Annotated in this window: 19 protein-coding genes; 12 read left to right on the top strand and 7 right to left on the bottom strand. The window is 66.7% G+C overall.

Features of this window, described 5'->3' with window-relative positions:
- Nucleotides 1-37 precede the first annotated feature (37 nt).
- From ACFC14_RS14600 to ACFC14_RS14580, 5 genes are all read left to right on the top strand, one after another.
- The gene (locus ACFC14_RS14600; RefSeq protein ID WP_376105880.1) at nt 38-1,072 is read left to right on the top strand and encodes an LLM class flavin-dependent oxidoreductase; all 1,035 of its coding nucleotides are present in this window, start codon (nt 38-40) and stop codon (nt 1,070-1,072) included.
- Between the two features lie 49 nt (nt 1,073-1,121).
- The gene (locus tag ACFC14_RS14595; RefSeq protein WP_376105877.1) at nt 1,122-2,474 is read left to right on the top strand and encodes an MFS transporter; all 1,353 of its coding nucleotides are present in this window, start codon (nt 1,122-1,124) and stop codon (nt 2,472-2,474) included.
- 35 nt (nt 2,475-2,509) lie between these two features.
- On the top strand, nt 2,510-3,265 hold the full coding sequence (locus tag ACFC14_RS14590; protein WP_376105874.1) for an SGNH/GDSL hydrolase family protein: 756 nt from the start codon (nt 2,510-2,512) through the stop codon (nt 3,263-3,265).
- A 28-nt stretch (nt 3,266-3,293) separates the two neighbouring features.
- A complete protein-coding gene (locus ACFC14_RS14585) occupies nt 3,294-4,040 on the top strand; it encodes a formylglycine-generating enzyme family protein (RefSeq protein WP_376105871.1) in 747 nt (248 codons plus the stop codon).
- A gap of 90 nt (nt 4,041-4,130) precedes the next feature.
- Nucleotides 4,131-4,943: an arginase family protein gene (locus ACFC14_RS14580; RefSeq protein WP_376105868.1), complete on the top strand. Its 813-nt coding sequence runs from the start codon at nt 4,131-4,133 to the stop codon at nt 4,941-4,943.
- A gap of 27 nt (nt 4,944-4,970) precedes the next feature.
- Here ACFC14_RS14580 and ACFC14_RS14575 read toward each other — a convergent pair whose 3' ends face one another.
- Nucleotides 4,971-6,245, bottom strand: coding sequence for a nitrate/nitrite transporter (locus ACFC14_RS14575; protein ID WP_240745191.1), 1,275 nt, complete (start codon nt 6,243-6,245; stop codon nt 4,971-4,973).
- A 125-nt stretch (nt 6,246-6,370) separates the two neighbouring features.
- Between ACFC14_RS14575 and ACFC14_RS14570 the strand changes: the two genes are divergently transcribed.
- On the top strand, nt 6,371-6,739 hold the full coding sequence (locus ACFC14_RS14570) for a VOC family protein (protein ID WP_376105865.1): 369 nt from the start codon (nt 6,371-6,373) through the stop codon (nt 6,737-6,739).
- A 40-nt stretch (nt 6,740-6,779) separates the two neighbouring features.
- Here ACFC14_RS14570 and ACFC14_RS14565 read toward each other — a convergent pair whose 3' ends face one another.
- A complete protein-coding gene (locus ACFC14_RS14565; RefSeq protein WP_376105862.1) occupies nt 6,780-7,502 on the bottom strand; it encodes a tyrosine-protein phosphatase in 723 nt (240 codons plus the stop codon).
- 496 nt (nt 7,503-7,998) lie between these two features.
- On the opposite strand from ACFC14_RS14565, the gene ACFC14_RS14560 reads away from it, so the two are divergent.
- Nucleotides 7,999-9,450: an Ig-like domain-containing protein gene (locus ACFC14_RS14560; protein ID WP_376105860.1), complete on the top strand. Its 1,452-nt coding sequence runs from the start codon at nt 7,999-8,001 to the stop codon at nt 9,448-9,450.
- A 56-nt stretch (nt 9,451-9,506) separates the two neighbouring features.
- On the opposite strand, the gene ACFC14_RS14555 is transcribed toward ACFC14_RS14560, so the two are convergent.
- Genes ACFC14_RS14555 through ACFC14_RS14545 form a run of 3 tightly spaced genes read right to left on the bottom strand, consistent with a single transcriptional unit; the run spans nt 9,507 to nt 12,706 of the window.
- On the bottom strand, nt 9,507-11,864 hold the full coding sequence (locus ACFC14_RS14555) for an ATP-binding cassette domain-containing protein (protein ID WP_376105857.1): 2,358 nt from the start codon (nt 11,862-11,864) through the stop codon (nt 9,507-9,509).
- Nucleotides 11,865-11,891: 27 nt separating this feature from the next.
- Nucleotides 11,892-12,302 carry a VOC family protein gene (locus ACFC14_RS14550; protein ID WP_136043915.1) on the bottom strand — a complete coding sequence of 137 codons (411 nt, stop codon included), beginning with the start codon at nt 12,300-12,302 and terminating at the stop codon, nt 11,892-11,894.
- 5 nt (nt 12,303-12,307) lie between these two features.
- Nucleotides 12,308-12,706: a helix-turn-helix transcriptional regulator gene (locus ACFC14_RS14545; RefSeq protein WP_205820455.1), complete on the bottom strand. Its 399-nt coding sequence runs from the start codon at nt 12,704-12,706 to the stop codon at nt 12,308-12,310.
- Nucleotides 12,707-12,888: 182 nt separating this feature from the next.
- On the opposite strand from ACFC14_RS14545, the gene ACFC14_RS14540 reads away from it, so the two are divergent.
- Nucleotides 12,889-13,485: an HdeD family acid-resistance protein gene (locus ACFC14_RS14540; RefSeq protein WP_376105854.1), complete on the top strand. Its 597-nt coding sequence runs from the start codon at nt 12,889-12,891 to the stop codon at nt 13,483-13,485.
- Between the two features lie 66 nt (nt 13,486-13,551).
- Here the strand turns inward: ACFC14_RS14540 and ACFC14_RS14535 are convergent, their stop codons facing one another.
- The gene (locus ACFC14_RS14535) at nt 13,552-14,316 is read right to left on the bottom strand and encodes an SDR family oxidoreductase (protein ID WP_376105851.1); all 765 of its coding nucleotides are present in this window, start codon (nt 14,314-14,316) and stop codon (nt 13,552-13,554) included.
- A gap of 122 nt (nt 14,317-14,438) precedes the next feature.
- On the opposite strand from ACFC14_RS14535, the gene ACFC14_RS14530 reads away from it, so the two are divergent.
- The 4 genes from ACFC14_RS14530 to ACFC14_RS14515 all read left to right on the top strand — a co-directional run bounded on the left by ACFC14_RS14530 (nt 14,439) and on the right by ACFC14_RS14515 (nt 17,132).
- The gene (locus ACFC14_RS14530) at nt 14,439-14,912 is read left to right on the top strand and encodes an NfeD family protein (protein ID WP_136043911.1); all 474 of its coding nucleotides are present in this window, start codon (nt 14,439-14,441) and stop codon (nt 14,910-14,912) included.
- Nucleotides 14,913-14,921: 9 nt separating this feature from the next.
- Nucleotides 14,922-15,851, top strand: coding sequence for an SPFH domain-containing protein (locus ACFC14_RS14525; protein WP_051662450.1), 930 nt, complete (start codon nt 14,922-14,924; stop codon nt 15,849-15,851).
- Nucleotides 15,848-16,624, top strand: a complete 777-nt coding sequence (locus ACFC14_RS14520) for a glycerophosphodiester phosphodiesterase family protein (RefSeq protein ID WP_376105848.1) — start codon at nt 15,848-15,850, stop codon at nt 16,622-16,624. Before ACFC14_RS14525 ends, ACFC14_RS14520 begins: the two co-directional genes overlap by 4 nt.
- A 124-nt stretch (nt 16,625-16,748) precedes the next feature.
- The gene (locus ACFC14_RS14515) at nt 16,749-17,132 is read left to right on the top strand and encodes an RNA polymerase-binding protein RbpA (protein WP_029263398.1); all 384 of its coding nucleotides are present in this window, start codon (nt 16,749-16,751) and stop codon (nt 17,130-17,132) included.
- Here the strand turns inward: ACFC14_RS14515 and lnt are convergent.
- Nucleotides 17,107-18,570: an apolipoprotein N-acyltransferase gene (gene lnt / locus ACFC14_RS14510; RefSeq protein WP_376105844.1), complete on the bottom strand. Its 1,464-nt coding sequence runs from the start codon at nt 18,568-18,570 to the stop codon at nt 17,107-17,109. The two genes, ACFC14_RS14515 and lnt, sit on opposite strands and share 26 nt — an antisense overlap.
- Nucleotides 18,571-18,612: the final 42 nt, after the last annotated feature.

Below are 18,612 nucleotides of genomic sequence, written 5' to 3'. Positions count from 1 at the left end.
CCTCGCGTGTTCATTCACGTGAATAGGAAGGGATGACATGAGCATCGAATTCGGGCTGGACACCTTCGGCGACATCACGAGGGATGCGGACGGAGAGCTCCTCACCGGGGCGCAGACGATCCGCAACATCGTGGCGCAGGCGGAGCTCGCCGACACGGTCGGGGTGAACTTCTTCGGGGTGGGGGAGCACCACCGCACGGAGTTCGCCGTCTCCGCACCTGAGATGGTGCTCGCCGCCATCGCTGCGCGCACCGAACACATCCGACTCGGCACAGCGGTCACTGTGCTGTCCTCGGACGACCCGGTGCGCGTGTTCGAGCGGTTCTCCACGCTCGATGCGCTCTCGAACGGGCGGGCCGAGGTCGTGCTCGGACGCGGCTCCTTCATCGAGTCCTTCCCGCTGTTCGGCTACGATCTGCGCGACTACGACGCCCTGTTCGAGCAGAAGCTCGAGCTTTTCGTCGAGCTGCTCAAGGAGGAACCGGTCACCTGGTCCGGCACCATGCGCGCCTCGCTGGAGAACGCGAACGTGTTCCCGAAGACCGAGAACGGACTGCGCACCTGGGTCGGCGTCGGCGGTAGCCCGGAGTCGGTCGTGCGGGTCGCCCGCCACGGTCTCGGCCTGATGCTCGCGATCATCGGAGGCCCGGCGTACCGTTTCAAGCCGTTCGTCGATCTCTATCACCGTTCGGTCGCATCTTTCGGCACGACGTCTCACCCGATCTCCGTGCACTCTCCGGGGCATATCGCCGAGACCGACGCCGAGGCGTGGGATGCCGCCTACTCGGGCTTCGAAGCCATGAACAACACCATCGGGCGCGAGCGCGGATGGCCCGCGTACAGCCGCGCCCGATTCCAGAACGACGTCGGACCGGAGGGTGCGATCTATGCAGGCTCCCCGGACCGCGTCGCGGCGAAGATCGCCGACACGATCACCACTCTCGGCCTCGGCCGCTTCGACCTGAAGTACGCCACAGGCACCCTTTCGCACGAGTCGATGATGCGCAGCATCGAGCTGTACGGCACCGAGGTGATCCCGCGGGTGCGCAGGATCCTCGCCGATCGCGACTGAGACGTCATCCGGGGCAGGGCGGTCTCGGTGCGGCTCTACGATGAGGTGCATGGCCAACACCGCCCTGCCGAGCCGCGACTCGCTCGCTGAGCGCCTGGACGGGCTCCCGTTCACGCGCCGACACCTCCGCCTGTTGACCGGGTCCGGACTCGGCTGGGCGTTGGATGCGATGGACGTCGGTCTCATCTCGTTCATCCTCGCGGCGCTCACACAGCAGTGGGATCTCAGCAAGAGCGATGCCGGCTGGATCGCGTCGATCGGTTTCGTCGGCATGGCCATCGGCGCCACCCTCGGCGGGCTCCTCGCCGATCGCTTCGGACGACGACAGGTTTTCGCGCTCACGCTGCTCGTGTACGGCGTCGCTACGGGAGCGAGTGCGCTCGTCGGAGGACTCGCTGCCCTTCTCGTCCTGCGGTTCCTGGTCGGTCTGGGCCTCGGCGCAGAACTCCCCGTCGCGTCGACATATGTGAGCGAATTCGCTCCGGCCCGCATCCGCGGTCGGTTGATCGTCGTGCTGGAGGCCTTCTGGGCACTCGGGTGGACGGCCGCGGCGGTGATCGGGTTCCTCGTCATCCCCACCTCCGATGCCGGATGGCGATGGGCCTTCGCACTGGGCGCCATCCCCGCGGTGTACGCCCTGTTCGTCCGGTGGCGGATGCCCGAATCACCCCGCTGGCTCGCCTCTCGGGGCCGCATCGCAGAAGCCCACCGCATCGTGTCGGCGTTCGAAGCGGATGCCGGAGTCCTCTCGGCCCCTGCCATCCGGAAGGAACCGCCCTCGCGAGCGATCGCCATCACGGCACGCGCACGACTCGCGACGCTGTGGAACCCGGAGTTCCGACTGCGGACGCTGTGCCTGTGGCTGGTCTGGCTCGGGGTGAACTTCGCCTATTACGGTGCCTTCATCTGGATCCCCAGCATCCTCGTGGATGCCGGCTTCGACCTCGTCAAATCCTTCGGTTTCACCCTCATCATCACGCTCGCGCAGCTCCCCGGATATGCCGTCGCCGCCTGGCTGATCGAGGTCTGGGGGAGACGTCTGACCCTCTCGGTGTTCCTCGTGGGCTCCGCCGTGTCGGCCGTGATCTTCGGCACGGCTTCCACCGAAGGAGCGATCATCGGAGCGGGAATGTCATTGTCCTTCTTCAACCTCGGCGCCTGGGGAGCGCTCTACGCCGTGACGCCGGAGATCTACCCCACGTCTCTGCGGGGGACCGGGGCGGGCTGGGCGGCCGGGATCGGTCGGATCGCCTCGATCGTGGCCCCGCTGTCCGTCCCCGTACTCCTTCTCGCCGGGGGAGCACCCCTGCTGTTCGCGGTGTTCGGCGTCTGCTTCCTCGGTGCGGCCGCCGCTGCCTGGGGGCTCGTCGATCGCGGAGGCCAGGCTCTCGACGATCGTTGAATCCCGGTGTCGTCGGGCCGCAATAGGCTGGGACGATGGCAGATGTGCGTTTCGTGGCTATCGGCGACTCGTTCACAGAGGGCGTCGGCGACGTGCTCCCGAACGGGCAGGAGCGCGGGTGGGCCGATCTCGCGGCGCAGGGCTGGGCCGACGCCGCCGGACACCCCATCCAATACGCGAATCTCGCCATCCGCGGCAAGCTGGCCTGGCCGATCGTCGAGCAGCAGCTCGAGCCCGCGCTCGCCCTGCGCCCCACTCACCTGTCGTTCAACGGCGGCGGCAATGACATGCTGCGCCCTCGTACCGACGTCGAGCACATCGCGGATGCGTTCAGCCGGGTGCTGCGCCGCTGCGACGAAGCGGGCGTGACCATGATTCTCCTCTCCGGTGCGAATCCCAGTGGGCAGCTTCCGATGGGATCGCTCGTACAGCGTCGAGGAGATCTGCTCTCCGAGGCCGTGATGCGGCGGATCGAAGAACGCCCCGATGTCATCCGAGCCCTCAACTGGCCGGATCGGGAGCTCTCCCGAGGCGTGTACTGGGCCGACGATCGCCTGCACATGAACGCCGCGGGGCATCATCGCGTGGCCGCCCGCGTGCTCCATGCGCTGGGTTTCGAGCCTCCGGAGACGTGGTGGGCGCCGAACGACCGCCTGGGAGCCGGCCCCTCCGGGCTGGCGTACTACCGTGAGTTCGTCGGCCCGTGGGTGCGGCGTCGCGTGACGCGCACCTCGTCCGGCGACGGCCGCACCGCGAAGTACCCCACGTGGGTCGAACGGGTTCCCTCGTGAGGCTCGCGCGGATGCTGCGGACCAGCGCGTGAGCGACCTCGAACTCGCGCGCATCCCTGCGGGTGTCGTGACCCTGAACGATGCACGCCGCAATGAGCACCGTGTGGTCGAGCTCGAGCCGTTCGAGATCGGTGTCTACCCGGTCACGCAGGAACAGCTTGCCGACGTGCTCGGTGTCCCCGTCCAGCATCCGCGGCGCCCCGCATCGGATCTTTCCTGGCTGCGGGCTGTGCATTTCTGCAATGCCGCGTCCGAGTGGGAGGGCCTCGACCGGGTGTACCTGTTCGACGGCGAGGAGGTGACGTGGGACACCACGGCCGACGGCTACCGGCTGCCGACCGAGGCGGAATGGGAGTTCGCGTGCCGCGCCGGATCGACCGGCCCCCACTACGCGCCTCTCGCCGACGCCGCGTGGACGAGCGCGGACGGTGTGTCTTCTCCACAGGACATCGGCGGCAAGCTCCCGAACCTCAACGGTCTCTTCGACACGCTCGGCAACGTCTGGGAGTGGTGCTGGGACCTCCTGGACCCCGCCCGCTACGACGACTATCGCGTGTTCCGCGGCGGGGGATTCGCCGACGACGCGTGGAGCGTTCGCGCATCGGTTCGTCGCGGAGGAGCGCCGCGCATGCATCACGATGACGTGGGTCTCCGGCTCGCGCGAGGGGCGTTCGACACCCCCGAGCAGGCGCAGGGCTGGTCGGCTCAGGGAGACCGCGAACGTGCGGTGCAGGACGGTCCGCTGGCTTCGGGCTGGACGCCGCGGAGGCGGTAGCCACACCTACGACACGCGTCCGCCGGTCACTGACCGCGTGTGGTCGGTCGCTGGTTTTGTCCGCCGTCACCCGGATGGAAAGCTGGATCCATGGCATCCACGTACTCGCTCATCGTCTCCCAGGGTCGCGTCGCCGACCGCACCGATGGGGCCCTCGTCGGCGCCCGTCGAGTCGGCGAGGCGGTGGCATCGTTGCTCGATCTCGAGCCACAGGTGGTCGGAACACCTACGGCGAGCACGGTCGATGACTGGTCCGTCGCGCTCCCGGAAGCGGAGGAGACCTTGACCGGTCTGCGCGATGCGTTGCGCAGCGCCCTGGGCGCCGGGACGACACCGTTGCTCATCACCAATACCTGCGGGGCGAGTATCGGCACCCTTCCGACTGTCGCCGAGCGTCACCCCGACGCGGTGCTGTTGTGGATCGACGCGCACGGCGACTTCAACACCCCCGAGACGACGGAGTCCGGCTACCTGGGAGGAATGGTCCTCGCGGCCGCCTGCGGACTCTGGGACAGCGGGCACGGCTCAGGATTCGATCCGAAGCAGGTCGTCGTGGTCGGCGGACGCGATATCGATCCGGCCGAGGGTGAGCTGCTCGCCGACGCCGGCGTGACGGTGCTGGCTCCATCGGACAGCACGCCGGAGCGGGTGCGGGAGCTCGTCGCCGGTCGCCCTGTGTGGATCCACGTCGACTGGGACGTGCTCGAGCCGGGGTACATCCCGGCTGCCTACCGGGTCGGGGGTGGACTGCTGCCGCATCAGATCGCGTCGATCTTCGCCGCTCTTCCGCAGGACTCCGTCCGCGGTGTCGAGCTGGCGGAGTTCGAAGCAGGCGACGCCGAGGTGCCCGAGCGCGTGAGTGTCGAGCTGATCGTCGAGACGCTTCAGCACCTTCTTCGCTGAACCTCCATCTCCACGATCGCGGAACAGTCAGCGACGGCGCTCCGGATCGAGGCCCATGCGGATGCGTGTGCGCTTGCGCTCGATGAGAATGAACGCGGTTCCGATGATCCACAGTGGGATCGGCATGAGGAAGGCGATGCGGAACGCTTCGAGGGTGTATGTCTCGGGAGTACCGGCGCCTTGCATGTCGAGGACGAGTCCGATCAGGAAGATCGCGATGAGCGCGGCGATGAAACCACCCGCGTTGGTGACACCGGTCGCCGTGCTCAACCGGTGGCTGGGGTTATGTGTACGGGCATGGTCGAACGCGATCATCGATGCCGGGCCGCCGGTCGCGAGTGCGATCGCCAGCACGTAGAGCAGCCAGAGCGGGGCGGTGTCAGGAAGGGCGATCACGGCTATCCACGCCGCCATCTGCACGCCCACAGCGGGGAGCACGAGTGCCAGGGAGCGGTGGTTCGGCAACCTTCGAGAGAGGTCGCCGATGATCGGCCCCAGAAGCATGCCGGCAACGACATATACCGAGATGATACCCGCCGCATGAGCGGTGTCGAGCCCTTCAGCAGCGGTGAGGAAGGGCATTCCCCAGAGCAGGACGAACGCGGTGCCCGCGAACGGCGTCGTGAAATGGGACCAGAAGGCGAGACGTGTGCCGGGATGAGCCCAGGCGGCTCGGATGCCGACGCCCGTGTCTATCGCCGACGTGACGACGCGGATGACGCCCGTGTCGGTGTTCACCGTGACGTCGGCGCCGCGCTCTGCGGGGTGGTTGCGGATGACGAGCGCCACGAGGATGGTGAACAGCACTCCGAGGCCGGCGATGCTGCCGAAGGTGATGGTCCAGGTCGTCGCATGAAGCAGTGCCGCGAGCGGGACCAGGGCTATCAGCTGACCGGTCTGCCCGATGATCCCGGTGAACTGCACCATGATCGGCCCCCGCTGCGCGGGAAACCAGGTCGCGACCAGACGCAGCACGGCAGGGAAGATCGCCGCGTCTCCCGCACCCAGCAGAACCCGCGCGAAGATCGCGATGCCGATGCTGGGGGAGAGGGCCATGGTCAGCTGTCCCGCCGCCATGAGCAGCATGCCGATCGTCATGATGGGGCGCGAGCCGAAGCGGTCGAGCAGGATCCCGATCGGGATCTGCATCCCGCCGTAGACCGCGAGTTGCACGACGGCGAACAGGGCGAGTGTCGATGCGTCCGCCTGGAACCTGTCGGCCGCCTCCACTCCGACCGCGCCGAGGGAGGTGCGGTTCGTGATCGCCAGCACGTAGGCCGCGACACCGACGGACCAGATCACCCATGCGCGAAATCCTGGCGTGGACACGGGGGAGTGGGGGACCTGCGGCACATGTCAACGCTACTCCTGCGGCAGCGTCACCTCTGCCCGCGGGCGATGTCGGACCGGGGGGCTAACGTGACGCCATGACCAGTTCCCCTCTGCATCATTCCCTCGACTATGTCGAACTCGTCGTCACCGATCTCGAAGCATCGAGGCGATTCTTCGCCGAGGCGTTCGGGTGGACCTTCAACGACTACGGACCCGGTTATGCGGGCATCGTGTCCCCGCGTGATGACGGCAGCGAGGTCGGCGGACTCATGCTCGCCGACGAGCCGCGTCCGGTCGGCGGCCCGCTGGTGCTCCTGTTCTCGGACGACCTCGACGCGACGATGAGTGGCATCGTCTCGGCAGGTGGCACGATCCTGCAGGCACCTTACGAGTTCCCCGGCGGGCGACGCCTGCACTTCTCCGACCCGACCGGCAACGAGCTCGGGGTCTGGTCCGTGAAGTAGCTCGGGCGCGGGCGCGGCGTGGCGCTGTTCCCGGCGCCTCCTACTGAGTGAGGAGCGAGCGAAGCCTGTTCCGCAGGTCAGCGTCCGCACCGATGGCAGCGAAAGCCCCATCAGGGTCGCTTGCAATATCCGCCACGATCGGACCTGTCTGCGCAATCCAGCTCGCCACCTCCTCGGCTTGCCAGCCGGCCTGGCGGTCGGCTGTGGGGGAGTGAGTCTGGGCGCCGACCATCGCTCTCACAGACTCCGCATAGTCGGCGGCGACGTCCTCTGGGCTGACTCCGGCATTGCTCAGCAGCAGGGCACTGACCATCCCCGTCCGATCGCGTCCGGCGCTGCAGTGCACGAGGACCCCGCTGGGAGCAGTGGCGATCGCCGTCAGGGCGTCGCGCACCAACTCGGGCTGTATCCGCCAGTTGTGACGCCAGTACAGCGGCGAGTCCAGAATCGGGAAACAGACTGCGCGAAACTCCGCGTCGTCATGATCCTCGGTGGGAGCACTCACTACGGTGACGCTCGCGCACGTCTCCGGAGCGACATCCGGATCACCGTCCCGAGCGCCGACCTCGTACGCGCATCGTAGGTCGACGATCGCCCCCAGGCCCCACCGCCGGGCGTCCTGCCACCCCGTTTCCGTCAAGAGTTCGCGCCGAGGCCCACGTGCGACCCGCCCGAACAGTGTGGATCCGGTCGTGGAGAGCGACGTGGGGAGTCCGCCGAGATCACGGGCATTGAGGTAGCCATCCCATCCGAGGTCGCGCATGGCGGGAGTCTACGAGGCCAGCAGGGAGAGGAGCCAATTTACCCCGAGCTGACATAATGTGCATTATCGGTGATAGCTCGTCTCTCTCGGTTACGTGGATTTCGCCGGGCGCGAAGTATTCACGCACTTCCCGCCTGATCCGCCTAGCGCAGCACGCGGATCGCTCCAGGGTATCGATGACGAGCCGCTGAATGGACGACCAGGCCAGCGGACGCTGCACCGTACGAGCCACCCACCGCCATGTCTGCGGCGTGTCGCCCTGCTCCCACAGGTAATCGATCAGCTCTCGCTTGTGCGCCTTGAGCCTTCAAACATGGACAGCCAGTCCGTATGTAAGATGTTACGCAATATCGCTCATGAGTCCGTCGATGCAAATCTGGCGCCCGGTTCGCACCACGCGTCGCCACAAGCCGACGAGCCACACTGGAATCTAAGGACAGGAATGAAACACATCATTGGAGGCTTTGGCTCAGGACATCGTGTCGCTCGTCGCCTCGTGCTCGGTCTGACGGCTGTTCTCGCCGGCTCCGCGTCCGGCCTCCTCCTCACGGCGCCAGCGACGGCCTCACCCGTGCCGGCCATCACCGGCGTCCAGATCGCGAACGCGCCGCCTCTCGTGACGGACACTCCGTACACCATCGAGGCGACATGGGCAGTTGACGACGTCGTCACCGCAGGAGATACGTTCGAGCTCGATTTCCCCGATGCGCTGTCCGGATATGCGGCGACCTTCGCGCTGCGCGATACAGAAGACGCGGAGGTGGGAACCTGCGCGGTTTCGTCTTCTTCATTCCTCTGCACGCTCGGCGATTACGTCGACACGCACACCGATGTGCACGGCACGCTGCACTTCCAGGCACGTTTCACCGAAGCTGTCGAGGAGGATGAAGTCGTCTTCATCGCCGACAACGGAACGACCGTCGGGGTGGCCACTCCAGGCGGCGTGGCCGACAGCACCGGCGACGTGCCCCAAGAACCTCAGAAGTGGGGATCCGTCAACGCTGATGGAGAGTCCATGACGTGGGCGCTGACGGTTCCCGCGGAGTTCCTGGCGGCTGCGGGTGGCGAGCCCGTGACGATCGTCGACGTCTACGACGAGGCACTCACGTTCGATCCGACGGCGATGTCCGCGCGCTGGAGCTATGACTCCGATTGGGGCAGCGAGGTCTGGCACGACGTCTCGCAGGGCACAGGTCCGGGAACGTACTCGATCGTCGCGGACGAGAGCGCGCACGCCTTCACCGTGACGTTCATCGCACCGGTGACGAGCGACGACCGGTTCTACCAGTTCATCACCGAGATGGATTTTCCTGCGGGTGTGCAAGACGGTGAGGCCTTCGGCAACACCATGACCGTCGCAGATCGCACGGTCACCGCCCGCCCGGTGCATTACATCGCATCCGGCGGAGACGGTGGCGGCGATGACCTCGGCGGGTTCGAGGTGACCAAGACCGTCAGCGGTACCGGAGCGAGCCTCGTGGAGGGCGCCGAGTACACGGTGGACTACACATACGAAGCCGACGGCTCCGCGAAGACCGGTCAGCTGACGCTCACCGAGGGGTCGACAGGAGGATTGACCGACCTGCCCGTCGGCACGGTCGTGACGCTCTCCGAGGTTGCCGCCAGAGGCGCCGGGGTCACTTACGGCACGCCGATCTACGCCGGCGAAGAAGTTACTGACAACGCCGATGGGACGGCCACCTTCACGGTCGCCGACGGCACCGTCGCGATCAGCCTGGAGAATCCGGTGACGGCGGTGCCGCCCAGCGAGCCGCCCGTCGCCCCCGATACCCCGAGTGTTCCCGGGACGCCGAATGTGCCGACCGCAGCTGATGGGTCACTCGCCGTCACCGGTGCGGACTCCGGTGCCCTGTTGCTCATCGCTGCAGGCACGCTGCTGACGGGGGCTCTGCTTCTGGTGGTACGCAGAGTTCGCCGGAGGGACTGAGAGGCGAGGAGGCCTACGGAAACCGATCGGTTTCCGTAGGCCTCCTCCTCTACACGTCAGGCGCCGACGTACTCGGCGAGGTGCTCCCCCGTCACGGTCGACTTCTGGGATACCAGATCGCTCGGCGTTCCCTCGAACACGACCTTGCCGCCATCGTGGCCCGCACCGGGTCCGATATCGATGATCCAGTCGGCATGCGCCATGACCGCCTGGTGGTGCTCGATGACGATCACGGTCTTTCCGGAGTCGACCAGTCGGTCCAGGAGTCCGAGGATCTTGTCGACATCCGCGAGGTGGAGGCCCGTCGTGGGCTCGTCGAGGACGTAGACGTCGCCCTTCTCCCCCATCTGTATCGCGAGCTTGATGCGCTGGCGTTCACCGCCCGACAACGTGGACAGCGGCTGCCCGAGTGACAGGTAGCCGAGCCCCACATCTTCCATGCGTCCGAGGATCGCCGTGGCTGCGGGGAGCTTGGCCTCGCCCTCACTGAAGAACAGCCGCGCCTCAGCGACCGGGAGGTCGAGCACCTCGGTGATGTCCTTGCCCGCGAGCTTGTACTCCAGGACGCCCGCCTGGAAGCGCTTGCCGCCGCAGTCCTCGCACGGCGTCTCGATCGTGTCCATGAAGCCGAGTTCGGTGATGATGACGCCCGCGCCCTTGCAGGAAGGGCAGGCCCCCTCGGAATTGGCGCTGAACAGAGCCGGCTTCACGCCGTTGGCCTTCGCGAACGCCTTCCTGATCGGCTCGAGCAGCCCCGTGTACGTCGCAGGGTTGCTGCGCCGGGAGCCCTTGATCGCCGCCTGGTCGATCGCCACGACACCGTCGCGCTTCGACACCGAGCCGTGGATGAGTGAGCTCTTGCCCGACCCGGCGACACCGGTCACCACGGTGAGTACGCCGGTGGGAATGTCGACGTCGACGTTCTGCAGGTTGTTCGCCGTAGCGCCGCGCACCTCGATCGCGCCAGACGCCGAGCGCACCGCATCCTTCAGCCGCGCCCGGTCATCGAGATGGTTGCCCGTCTTGGTGCCGCTCGTCTTCAGCCCCTCGACCGTGCCCTCGAAGCAGATCTCCCCACCGGCGCTTCCCGCTCCGGGACCCAGATCGATCACGTGATCGCCGATCGCGATCGTCTCCGGCTTGTGCTCGACGACCAGGACGGTGTTGCCTTTGTCCCGCAGTTGAAGCAGCAGTCCGTTCATGCGCTGGATGTCGTGCGGGTGCAGGCCGATGGTCGGCTCGTCGAACACGTAGGTGATGTCGGTGAGGGACGAACCGAGGTGTCGCAGCATCTTGATCCGCTGCGCCTCTCCCCCGGACAACGTGCCCGACGGCCGCTCGAGACTCAGGTATCCGAGGCCGAGCGTCACGAACGCGTCGAGATTGGCACTGAGCGCCTGCAGCAGCGGGCCGGCTCCGGGCAGGTCGAGCCCACGAACCCAATCGGCGAGATCCGTGACCTGCATGCGGCATGCATCGGCGATGCTGATGCCATCGATCTTCGAGGAGCGGGCCCCCTCGGTCAGTCGCGTTCCGTCGCACTCCGGGCACACGGCAAAGGTCGCCACACGCTCCACGAAGGAGCGGATGTGCGGTTGCAGCGCGTCGAGGTCCTTCGAGAGCATCGCCTTCGTGATCTTCGGGATCAGACCCTCGTAGGTCATGTTGATCCCCGAGATCTTCACCTTCGTCACCTCGCCGTAAAGGAAGAGGTGACGCTGCTTCTCCGTGAACTGTGCGATCGGCTTGTCGGCCGGGTAGAACCCGGACTGAGAGAAGCCCTTCACCATCCAGCCGTCCGCGGTGTATCCCGGCACCATGATCGCGCCCTCGTCGAGAGACTTCGACTCGTCGACGATCTGCGCCAGGTCGAGGTCGGACACCGCTCCCCTGCCCTCGCATCGCGGACACATGCCACCGAGGTAGATCGCATCCTTGACGATCTTCTTCTCTCCGCCCGGGCCGGTCATCACCCCGCTCGCCTTCTGCGTGGGGATGTTGAAGGAGAATGCGGTCGGACCGCCGATATAGGGCTGGCCGAGCTTGCTGAACAGGATGCGCAGCATCGCATTCGCATCGGTGACCGTGCCGACTGTCGACCGCGGGTTGGCGCCGAGGCGCTCCTGATCGACGATGATCGCCGTGGTCAGCCCCTCCAGGACGTCGACGTCCGGGCGCGGCACCGACGGCATGAATCCCTGCACGAATGCGCTGTACGTCTCGTCGATCATGCGCCGGGACTCGGCAGCGATCGTGTCGAAGACGAGCGAGCTCTTCCCCGAGCCCGAGACGCCGGTGAAGACCGTCAGTCGCCGCTTCGGAATGTCGACGCTCACGTCCTTCAGATTGTTCTCACGCGCGCCCTGCACGCGGATCAGGTCATGGGTGTCGGCGGGGTGCTGATCGACGGTCATCTGCGTCCTTCGTGAATCGGTAGGTGTTCAGGCTGCCTGGTTGATACGCAGCAGGTTGCCCGCGGGATCGCGGAAGGCGCAGTCGCGCACGCCGTACGGTTGATCCATCGGCTCCTGCACGACGTCGGCGCCGCCTTCGACGAGGCGCTCGAACAGGGCGTCGACATCGTCGCTCGCCAGAGTGAGCGCCGCATAGCTGCCCTTGGCGATGAGTTCCAGGATCGTCTGCCGCTCGGCATCCGTGATGCCGGGGTCGGTTGCCGGCGGATGCAGCACGATCGACGTCTCGGGCTGTCCCTCGGGACCGACCGTGAGCCAGCGCAGACCGTCGTATCCGACGTCGTTGCGCACCTCGAACCCGAGAGCATCTCGGTAGAAGGCGAGGGCTGCGTCAGCGTCGGTGTGTGGGAGGAAGGCGTAGTGGATGCTGATGTTCATGGTCTTCACGTTAGGTGCGCATGGGTGCGCGGTGCTTCTTGATTCCTGATCGGCCGGGTGACCTGTTTCGCCTGAAAGGACGGAATCCCCTCGACGTTCGCGGCGCGTTCACGGTACACGCTGGGTGCGACACCCACCAGCTCCGAGAACCTCGTGCTGAACGTGCCGAGCGATGAGCAGCCGACCTCGAAGCAGACCTCGGTCACGGTCAGGTCTCCCCTCCTCAGTAGCGCCATGGCCCGCTCGATCCGGCGGGTCATCAGATAGGAGTACGGCGATTCGCCATAGGCGTCCCGGAACTGTCGGCTCAGGTGGCCGGCCGACATGTGCACCCCGCGCGCGAGCGCCTCGACGTCGAGAGGCTTCGCGTACTCCCGGTCGATGCGGTCCCTGACCTTCCGCATCACGGCGAGCTCGCGCAGTCGCGCATCATCCAGGGCTGTCACGACTCGATTTTGCCATGACGCTGCGAGTCCTGGGATGACTTCGAGAAACGCGGGTGAGGTCTCCTCCCCCATCGTGTGCCGCGAGGGCGCTAGCCTGAGGGGGCATCCTCACAGGATCTTCTCAGAAAGGGGTCCCCACCATGTCTGAACCACTCACCCAGGCGAAGTCGCTGTTCAAGTCGATCCGGGTCACGTTGGCCGTCGCCGGCGTCCTCGCTCTCATCGCCGGAATCGTCCTGCTGGTCTGGCCGGTGAAGTCCGCCGTCATCGTGACGGCGATCTTCGCCTCTTACCTGGTCATCGCCGGTCTGGTCTACATCGGGCTCGGAATCTTCTCGGGCGCGAAGGGCGGATGGGCCCGTGTGGGGCACATCGTCCTCGGCCTGCTCTACGTCGTCGCCGGCGTCATCGCGTTCTTCAACCTGAGCGCGGCTGCAGCCACCCTCGCCTTCGTCGTCGTGATCTTCATCGGCGTCAGCTGGATCGTCGACGGTGTCGTCGCCCTGACGCTCCTCGGCAGCGATGGCTCGCGTGTCTGGACCGTTCTGTACGCGATCCTCAGCATCATCGCGGGAATCATCGTGCTGTTCTCGCCGCTGATCGCCGGCTTCGCCTTCTGGCTGCTGCTCGGCATCTCGCTGATCGTGCTCGGAATCATCCAGATCGTGCGTGCGATCACGCTCGGCAAGGACGAGAAGGAGTACGTCTCAGCCGTCAAGGGAGAGCCCGTCAGCTGACGACTCCCCCCTCGCCGAATCGGCCCCGCTCTGCATCAGCAGAACGGGGCCGATTCTCGTCTACGGCTACTCGGCGACGAACGCGCTCACATCTCCGACGAGCCGCGTGTTGTCGGCGGGCACCGGATCCACCGCCGCCTTGGCGACCTCGGCCGCGAATTCGGAGACGTTGTAGAGCTTGCCGGCCGACTCGCGACGCTCGGCGATCGCGCCGGGGTTCGCGCGCTCGAGCAGGGTGGCCGTGATGGTCCCTTCGATCATGTCGCCGGAGACGACCGTGAAGCCGATCCCCTTCTCAGCGAGACCGGGGATGAGCTCGCGCAGAGCATCCTCGCCCGCTCGCTTCGACAGCGCGACCGGCTCGTACTCCGGCATCGTGGGCGTCGTGCGGATGAAGTGCGCCTGGTGGCTCGTGACGAACACGACGCGCGCCCCGTCGCCGAGCAGCGGGGTCGCAGCATTCAGCACGTTGAGCTGCGCATCCCGGTTGAGAGTGAGCGCGTAGTCCTCCGCCATCCCCGACTCCATGCCGCCGGAGGCGTTGAGCACGAGGACGTCCAGACGTCCGTACTCGGCGCGGATCGCCTCGAACATCTCCGCCACGGATGCGGGATCGGTGAGATCAGCCCCCACCACGAGCGCCCGACGACCGAGCTCGCGCAGCTGAGCGGCGAGCTTCTCGGCGCGCGGGGCCTTGTTGCGGAAGTTGATGACGACATCGGCGCCGGCCTCGGCGAGGTAGCGGACGGTGTCTGCGCCGATCCCGCGTGATGAGCCGGTGACGAGTGCCACCTTGCCGTCCAGGGAACCTGCGGGAAGAACGTCGGTCACGGTGACTCCTCATGATGCGCGAAAAGGCCGTGATCGCACGGCCCACTCACACTATCAAGGGAGCGCAGTGGCACCCGGATCGGCGGTCTCCCGCGTGATACGTTGACCACAAAGGAGGCCGCATGGACAACTTCACGACTTTCGTCACGTTCATCGACCAATGGGCTTGGATCGGCTGGCTGGTCCTGATCGCCGTGTTCCTCGTCATCGAGATGCTCTCGCTGGACTTCACCTTCCTCATGCTCAGCTTCGGCAGCGTCGTCGGGCTGGTGACCGATTTGCTCGGCGTGCCGGTCTGGGTGCAGGTGATCATCGCGGCCGCGGCGGCTGCGGTGTTCATCCTCTTCCTCCGCCCACCCTTGCTCAAGCGCCTGCAGCGCGGCGAAGATCCCACCAAGTCCAACGTGGATGCTCTCGTCGATCTGCGGGGTATCGCCCTGGTCGAGATCACGCAGATCTCCGGCCAGGCGAAGCTCGCCAACGGCGATACCTGGACCGCGCGCACCGCCACCCCGGTCCCCATCCCGCAGGGAGCACCGATCGCCGTCAGCGCGATCAACGGCGCGACCGCCATCGTCCGACCCGTCAACGACTAGGAGAACCCCGTGGACGACGCATCGTTCATTCCCGCAGCGATCGGCTGGATACTCGCCATCGCCGTGATCATCTTCGTGGTGGTCACCGTCGCGCGCGCCATCCGGATCATCCCGCAGGCGACCGCCGGAGTGGTCGAGCGCCTCGGCCGGTATCACAAGACGCTCACTCCCGGACTCAACATCCTCGTCCCGTTCATCGACCGTCTCCGGCCGTTGATCGACATGCGCGAGCAGGTCGTCTCCTTCCCCCCACAGCCGGTGATCACCGAGGACAACCTGGTCGTCTCGATCGACACGGTGGTGTATTTCCAGGTGACGGATGCCCGCGCGGCGACGTACGAGATCGCCAACTATCTCGGCGCTGTCGAGCAGCTCACCACGACGACTCTGCGAAACGTCGTCGGTGGCCTCAACCTCGAGGAAGCGCTCACCAGCCGTGACAACATCAACGGCCAGCTCCGGGTCGTGCTCGATGAGGCGACCGGCAAGTGGGGCATCCGCGTGGGACGAGTCGAACTGAAGGCGATCGATCCGCCCATCTCCATCCAGGACTCCATGGAGAAGCAGATGCGAGCGGAGCGGGATCGCCGCGCCGCGATCCTGACCGCGGAAGGCACCAAGCAGTCCGCGATCCTCGAGGCAGAGGGTGCCCGTCAGGCCGAGATCCTCCGCGCAGAGGGAGACAAGCAGGCTGCCGTGCTCCGCGCACAGGGCGAGGCCGAGGCCATTCAGAACGTCTTCACCGCGATCCATCAGGGTGCGCCCGACGACAAACTCCTGGCCTACCAGTATCTGCAGATGCTGCCGAAGATCAGCGAGGGGCAGTCCAACAAGCTGTGGATCATCCCGAGCGAGCTCACTGAGGCTCTCAAGGGAATCGGCAGCGCGTTCACCCCGAAGCCGGGCCAGGGCCCGACGAACACCCTCCCCGGCGCGTGACGCACCCGTACTTCACGAAGGCGCGGCATCCCCGAGTCCTCGCTCATCGCGGTCTGATCACCGCGGAGGGCGAGGACTCGGGCATCTGGGAGAACTCCGCCGCGGCATTCGCCGCCGCGCATGCCGCGGGCGTCGAGTACATCGAGACCGACTGTCAGGTGACGGCGGACGGCGATGTGGTGCTGTTCCACGACTCGACGCTCGCGCGGCTCGTCGGCGACGCCCGAGCGGTACGTGAGGTCCGCACGCGAGAACTGCGAGAGACCTTCTCCGCCCACGGCGGGCTGCTGACTGTCGCGGAGGCGCTCGACTCCTTCCCCGAGGTCCGCTTCAACATCGATGTGAAGACGCCGGCCGCCGTCGATCCACTCGGGCCGATCCTCGCCGAACACTCCCATCGCGTGCTCGTCACGAGTTTCTCGGACGCGAACCGCCGCGCCGCTGTCGCCGCCGTTCTTCGGGCCGGTGCCTCGCTTCGACCTGCGACATCCGGCGGGAGCCGCACGATCGCGGCACTGCGTGCGCTGTCCGCACTCCACCTCTCCCCCGCGCGTGTCCTCCGGGAAATCGACGCGCTGCAGATTCCCGAGCGCCACGGAGCCCTCACTGTGCTCACCCCCGCACTCGTCCGCGCCGCCCACCGCCTCGGCGTCGAGATACATGTCTGGACGGTCAACGACGCCGGCGACATGCGCCGCCTCATGGCTGCGGGAGTCGACGGCATCGTCTCGGATCGTGCTGACGTCGCACTTCGTGCCCTCGCCGAGGAGTAGGACCCGACGCGCCCCATAACCTCCGGCGCTGGGATTCCGCTGTGAATCGCGCCGAGAATTCGCCCGCGTGGATGAAGCGCACAGGCTGGAGCGTTATACCTGACAGCGACGAGAGGACCACAAAATGGCAGATCGCAGCCTGCGCGGCATCCGACTCGGCGCCCAGAGCCTACAGAGCGAAGAGGGCGTCGTTTTCATGGAGCGCCGTGAGACCACCTACACCTGTGACACCTGCGGCCACGTCACGAACCTCATGTTCGCGGCTGACGCCGAACCGCCCCAGACCTGGGAGTGCCGCGCATGTGGCGCCGAAGCACGCCTGAACGTCGACGGCCAGGCCGTCACGCTCGAAGCGAGCGACGAGAAGGCCGCTCGCACCCACTGGGACATGCTCATGGAGCGCCGTACCCGCGCGGAACTCGAGGAGTTGCTCGAAGAGCGCCTCGCCTTCATCCGCGCACGCCGAGGCGCCGGCGAAGACCCTACCCGCGAGAAGATCGGGGCATAGCGCCCCGGGCGCGCCACCACCCGAGGAGCAGCGCGCCCAGACCGCCCCACAGCAGGACCTGCTGGATCCAGGGGCCCAGGACAACCCCCGCCGTGAGGCCGGAATGCAGCTCGACATCCTCGAGCAGCGCTCCGGCCTCTCCTGCGTCCAGTCTCGTGACGGTAGATCCGTTCGCTCGGATGACCTGACTGGTCCCGACGGTCGACACGTTGACGACGCTGCGCCCTGTCTCGATGGCGCGCATCCGGGCGAAGGAGAGTTGCTGGAGGTTCTCGTCGGTTCCTCGGAAGTCGGCGTTGTTGGTCTGGAAGACCAGCACCTCGGCACCGTCGTTCAGCCCTTCTCGGATCACATCGTCGTAGATGACGTCGAAGCAGATGGCGAGTCCGACCGGCACTCCCCCGACCTCGACGATCGGCGGATTCGAGCCGGGCGTGTACTCCCGCTGGATCAGGCCGATCAGATCGGGCGCGAGGGCGTTGAAGAACGGCCGATCCGGCACGTACTCGCCGAACGGGACGGGGTGTCTCTTGTCGTGGATCTGCGTGGCCGTACCGTCGGCCGTCCAGAGCATGGAGGTGTTGAAGTAGAGACCGTCCCGCGCCGTCGCCGCGTTCGCGAGCAGCGGCGCATCGATCCGGTTCGACACGAGAGTCATCCTCCGGGCGATCGCCTCGTTCTCGAAGGGGTCAGCGTCCAGGGAGCCCTCGGGCCACACCAGGAGATCGACGTCTTCACCGTAGAGCGGCGCAGTGGCCTCCGTCTGCGCCTGGATCACGGAGAACGGCTCGCGCTCGTCGAAATAGCCGGTCGGCCCGTTGCCCTGAACCGCGGCGATCGTCATCGACCCCGAAGACACGGTCGGGAAGAGCGGGGTGAAGAGCAGCACCACGACGAGTCCGGCGGGCACCAGCAAGACGAGCGGACGACGCCATGCCCGGAGGCGGACCACCTCGATCAGGATCGCCACCAGCAGCACCATGACGAAGCTGAGACCACTCACTCCCAACCACGATGAGATCGGCGCCAGAGGGCTCTCGGCCTGGCTCATCCCGATGCGCGCCCAGGGGAACCCTCCGTACGGCCAGGAGCCGACGAACAGCTCCCGCCCGACCCACAGCGCCGCGACGACCAGGGGAAGCCCCAGGATGCGTCCTGCAGGGCCGGGAAACGCGCGAGGCAGCCATCGGTAGGCCAGCGCGATCGGCACGAGGGCCACAGCGGTGAGGCTGCCTTCGACGACGCTGAGCGCGGCCCAGGGAATCGGGCCGAGGTAGCGGGACGTCCACGAGACCAGAAGCGCGAAGAAGAGGATGCCGTAGACCAACCCGACCAGAAGCGCCCCTCCGAAACGGCGGCCGATCAGGGCGACGAGCAGGAGGGCGGTCGCGGGGAACGCGAGAAACCAGACCGCGGCGCCCGGGTACGAGAAGCTCATCAGAAGAGCCCCGAGCGCGGCGGCGAGGACCGCAGCCCACAG

It is taken from the genome of Microbacterium sp. NPDC055988, from assembly GCF_042269505.1.
Classification (GTDB): domain Bacteria; phylum Actinomycetota; class Actinomycetes; order Actinomycetales; family Microbacteriaceae; genus Microbacterium.
Note: the sequence above shows the minus strand (reverse complement) of the source record. Positions and strands in the feature narration are given on the sequence as shown.

What these genes read in the sequence shown, in the direction of transcription:
- ACFC14_RS14540 (WP_376105854.1), top strand. Translation starts at nt 12,889, where the DNA reads ATGTCTGAACCACTCACCCAGGCGAAGTCGCTGTTCAAGTCGATCCGG.
- ACFC14_RS14545 (WP_205820455.1), bottom strand. Translation starts at nt 12,706, where the DNA reads ATGCGGAAGGTCAGGGACCGCATCGACCGGGAGTACGCGAAGCCTCTC.
- ACFC14_RS14590 (WP_376105874.1), top strand. Translation starts at nt 2,510, where the DNA reads ATGGCAGATGTGCGTTTCGTGGCTATCGGCGACTCGTTCACAGAGGGC.
- lnt (WP_376105844.1), bottom strand. Translation starts at nt 18,570, where the DNA reads ATGAGCTTCTCGTACCCGGGCGCCGCGGTCTGGTTTCTCGCGTTCCCC.
- ACFC14_RS14515 (WP_029263398.1), top strand. Translation starts at nt 16,749, where the DNA reads ATGGCAGATCGCAGCCTGCGCGGCATCCGACTCGGCGCCCAGAGCCTA.
- ACFC14_RS14570 (WP_376105865.1), top strand. Translation starts at nt 6,371, where the DNA reads ATGACCAGTTCCCCTCTGCATCATTCCCTCGACTATGTCGAACTCGTC.
- ACFC14_RS14530 (WP_136043911.1), top strand. Translation starts at nt 14,439, where the DNA reads ATGGACAACTTCACGACTTTCGTCACGTTCATCGACCAATGGGCTTGG.
- ACFC14_RS14555 (WP_376105857.1), bottom strand. Translation starts at nt 11,864, where the DNA reads ATGACCGTCGATCAGCACCCCGCCGACACCCATGACCTGATCCGCGTG.
- ACFC14_RS14595 (WP_376105877.1), top strand. Translation starts at nt 1,122, where the DNA reads ATGGCCAACACCGCCCTGCCGAGCCGCGACTCGCTCGCTGAGCGCCTG.
- ACFC14_RS14550 (WP_136043915.1), bottom strand. Translation starts at nt 12,302, where the DNA reads ATGAACATCAGCATCCACTACGCCTTCCTCCCACACACCGACGCTGAC.
- ACFC14_RS14580 (WP_376105868.1), top strand. Translation starts at nt 4,131, where the DNA reads ATGGCATCCACGTACTCGCTCATCGTCTCCCAGGGTCGCGTCGCCGAC.
- ACFC14_RS14565 (WP_376105862.1), bottom strand. Translation starts at nt 7,502, where the DNA reads ATGCGCGACCTCGGATGGGATGGCTACCTCAATGCCCGTGATCTCGGC.
- ACFC14_RS14600 (WP_376105880.1), top strand. Translation starts at nt 38, where the DNA reads ATGAGCATCGAATTCGGGCTGGACACCTTCGGCGACATCACGAGGGAT.